The sequence below is a fragment of the Novosphingobium sp. AAP93 genome (genome assembly GCF_001296055.1).
In the GTDB taxonomy this organism is placed as follows: domain Bacteria; phylum Pseudomonadota; class Alphaproteobacteria; order Sphingomonadales; family Sphingomonadaceae; genus Novosphingobium.
Map to the genome: position 1 here is coordinate 1 of NZ_LJHZ01000085.1, position 3,043 is coordinate 3,043.

4 protein-coding genes are annotated in these 3,043 nt (G+C 62.2%); 3 read left to right on the top strand and 1 reads right to left on the bottom strand.

The genetic code is table 11. The features are described 5' to 3' along the window. The first annotated feature begins 115 nt into the window (after positions 1 to 115). The 3 genes from IP83_RS13385 to IP83_RS20305 all read left to right on the top strand — a co-directional run bounded on the left by IP83_RS13385 (position 116) and on the right by IP83_RS20305 (position 2,671). Positions 116 to 1,297 carry a VWA domain-containing protein gene (locus IP83_RS13385; protein WP_054122731.1) on the top strand — a complete coding sequence of 394 codons (1,182 nt, stop codon included), beginning with the start codon at positions 116 to 118 and terminating at the stop codon, positions 1,295 to 1,297. Between the two features lie 208 nt (positions 1,298 to 1,505). Further along, positions 1,506 to 2,294 carry an enoyl-CoA hydratase gene (locus IP83_RS13390; RefSeq protein ID WP_054122732.1) on the top strand — a complete coding sequence of 263 codons (789 nt, stop codon included), beginning with the start codon at positions 1,506 to 1,508 and terminating at the stop codon, positions 2,292 to 2,294. A 20-nt stretch (positions 2,295 to 2,314) separates the two neighbouring features. Further along, positions 2,315 to 2,671 carry a hypothetical protein gene (locus tag IP83_RS20305; RefSeq protein ID WP_156309721.1) on the top strand — a complete coding sequence of 119 codons (357 nt, stop codon included), beginning with the start codon at positions 2,315 to 2,317 and terminating at the stop codon, positions 2,669 to 2,671. On the opposite strand, the gene IP83_RS13395 is transcribed toward IP83_RS20305, so the two are convergent. Then, entirely contained in the window at positions 2,628 to 2,909 is a 282-nt protein-coding gene (locus tag IP83_RS13395; RefSeq protein ID WP_054122733.1) for a DUF427 domain-containing protein, read from the bottom strand. The genes IP83_RS20305 and IP83_RS13395 overlap by 44 nt on opposite strands. Between the last annotated feature and the right edge of the window lie 134 nt (positions 2,910 to 3,043).

The following is a 3,043-nucleotide window of genomic DNA, read 5'->3' on the forward strand; positions in this document are numbered from 1 at the left end:
CGAGCGAAGTCGAGACACCAAGCGCGGTGCATGTGTCTCGACTTCGCTCGACACGAACGGATCTTGGGCGCAATTTGTTAGGCGGCAGGTCAAAGACGCGATCGAGGCCCCATCCATGTTCTTCAACTTCATCGACGAGCTGCGCGCCGCCGGCATCCAGGCCAGCTTCAAGGAGCATCTCGTCCTCCTCGAAGCGCTCGACAAGGACGTCATCGAACAGACGCCCGAGGCCTTCTACTACCTCAGCCGCGCCACCTTCGTGAAGGACGAGGGCCTGCTCGACCGCTTCGACCAGGTGTTCAACAAGGTTTTCAAGGGCCTCCTCACCGACTACGGCCAGCGCCCGGTCGACATTCCGGAAGACTGGCTCCGCGCCGTCGCCGAGAAGTTCCTCACCGAAGAGGAGATGGAGAAGATCAAGTCCCTCGGCTCGTGGGAGGAGATCATGGAGACGCTCAAACAGCGGCTCGAGGAACAGAAAGAACGCCACGAAGGCGGCAGCAAGTGGATCGGCACCGGCGGCACCAGCCCGTTCGGCAATGGCGGCTACAACCCGGAAGGCGTGCGCATCGGCGGCGAAGGCGGCCAGAAGCGCGCGATCAAGGTCTGGGAAAAGCGCGAGTTCGCCAATCTCGACAACACCAAGGAACTCGGCACCCGCAATATCAAGATCGCGCTGCGCCGCCTGCGCCGGTTCGCACGCGAGGGTCATGCCGACGAGCTGGACCTCCCCGGCACGATCGAAGGCACCGCCAAGCAGGGCTGGCTCGATATCCGCATGCGGCCCGAGCGGCGCAATGCGGTGAAATTGCTGCTGTTTCTCGATGTCGGCGGATCGATGGACCCGTTCATCAAGCTGGTGGAAGAGCTGTTCAGCGCCGCCACGGCGGAATTCAAGAACATGGAGTTCTTCTACTTCCACAACTGCCTCTACGAAGGCGTGTGGAAGGACAACCGCCGCCGCTGGTCTGAACGCACCAACACCTGGGACATCCTCCACAAGTACGGGCACGACTACAAGATCGTCTTCGTCGGCGATGCCGCGATGAGCCCCTACGAGATCAGCCACCCCGGCGGCTCGGTCGAGCATTTCAACGAAGAGGCCGGCGCCATCTGGCTCCACCGCGTGGCGCAGACCTATCCCGCCACGGTCTGGCTCAATCCGGTGCCCGAAAAGCAGTGGAACTATTCGCAGTCGACCAAGATGATCAAGGACCTCGTCGGCGGCTCGATGTTCCCGCTGACGCTGGAAGGGCTGGACGGGGCGATGCGCGAACTGACGCGCAAGAAGCATTGAAGAAGAACCCCTCCGTCAGCCCTGCAGGCTGCCACCTCCCTGTTTGTCCCTGCGGGAAAAATGGGGAGGACCTTCTTTGTCCTCCCCATTTTTGCGGAGCACAAAAGGAGAGGTGGCTCGCGAAGCGAGACGGAGGGGTATTCAGCCGGACTTGATCCTCCCCCTGACAAGCGTACAACCGCAAAAAACAACGGAGAGGACGCTCAAGATGTCCGACAACGAAATCCTGAACGTCCGCCGCACCGGCACCCGCGTCGATCTCACGCTCAACCGCCCGCACCAGTACAACGCGCTCAGCGAGGACCTGCTCGCCGCCTTGAAGGCCGAGTTGACCAGCCTCGCGGGCGACCAGTCGATCAGCTGCGTCGTGCTCTCCGGCGCCGGCAAAGCCTTCTGCGCCGGGCATGACCTGCGCCAGATGCACGGGCACAACGAGCGCCTGGGCCGCCTCGACTACTACCGCACCCTCTTCGCCGCCTGCGCGGATGTCATGGAAGCCATCGTCGCGCTCCCCGTCCCCGTCATCGCCCGCGTCCATGGCATCGCGACCGCTGCGGGCTGCCAGCTCGTCGGCGCCTGCGATCTCGCCATCGCCAGCCAGGACGCGCGCTTTGCCGTCTCGGGCATCAATGTCGGCCTGTTCTGCTCCACACCTGCCGTCGCGCTTACCCGCAACGTGCCGGCCAAGCCTGCGTTCGAGATGCTGGTAACGGGCGAATTCATCAGTGCGCAAACCGCCGAGAGCTGGGGCCTCATCAACCACGCGGTTCCGGCGGGCCAGCTCGATGCGGAAATCGACACGCTCGTCGCCACCATCGCCGCCAAGAGCCCCGACGCGATCCGCCGCGGCAAGGCCCTGTTCTACGCCCAGCGCGAAGTCCACCGCGCCGAAGCCTATGCCCTCGCCGCCGAAGTCATGGCGCAGAACATGATGGACGAGAACACGTCGGAAGGCATCGAGGCATTTCTGGAAAAGCGCGCGCCGGTCTGGCGGTGATCAGAGGAGATCATGTGACGATGGAGGACATCACCAGATACCTCGAGATGATCCTCATTTTCGCTTGCGGGGTTCTTGCCCTTTGTCAGTGGCCACTTGATCCAGAGCTTGCCAGTCGGGGCCGCTCCAGCCGTGCCCTGTCCAATGCGGGCTTCGTGGCCGCAATTGGTGTCGTCACGCTCGAGATCTACCGCTATGGCTTTGGGGGCAAGGTGATGGTTCCCGCCGGAAGCGCCATTTCTACCGCCGCGTACGCGGGAGAACCGATCATGGCGGTTGTCTATTGCGCATTGGTGGTCAGACGGTTCTCCTCGATCTGCGCCGCCCATAACTTCACCCCACCTGCACGCCCTTCCAGAAGGCCACCCGACCCTTGATCTCCTTCGCAGCAGGCTTCGGCTCGGCATAATACCAGGCGGCGTTGAGGTTCTCTTCGCCGCCAACCACCAGCGAATAGTAGTTCGCCGTCCCCTTCCAAGGGCAGACTGTCGTGGTCGCGCTCGGTCGCAGTACAGTCGGATCGATCGAATCCAGCGGGAAATAGTGGTTGCCTTCGACCACTACCGTATCATCGCTCCTCGCGATAACCACGCCTTTCCACCGTGCCTCGACCATGCTCCCAAGCCCTCCGATTGCACAACAATAAACGGAGTGTGACAGAATATATACGAGACTACTACTGACTAATGGAATCGGTCGCGTCCGTCAACGTGGTGTAATTTCGGCGGTGGCCTTGGGTCATCGTCAGG

Coding starts and splice junctions, on each gene's coding strand:
- IP83_RS20305 (WP_156309721.1), top strand. CDS start 2,315: ATGGAGGACATCACCAGATACCTCGAGATGATCCTCATTTTCGCTTGC.
- IP83_RS13395 (WP_054122733.1), bottom strand. CDS start 2,909: ATGGTCGAGGCACGGTGGAAAGGCGTGGTTATCGCGAGGAGCGATGAT.
- IP83_RS13385 (WP_054122731.1), top strand. CDS start 116: ATGTTCTTCAACTTCATCGACGAGCTGCGCGCCGCCGGCATCCAGGCC.
- IP83_RS13390 (WP_054122732.1), top strand. CDS start 1,506: ATGTCCGACAACGAAATCCTGAACGTCCGCCGCACCGGCACCCGCGTC.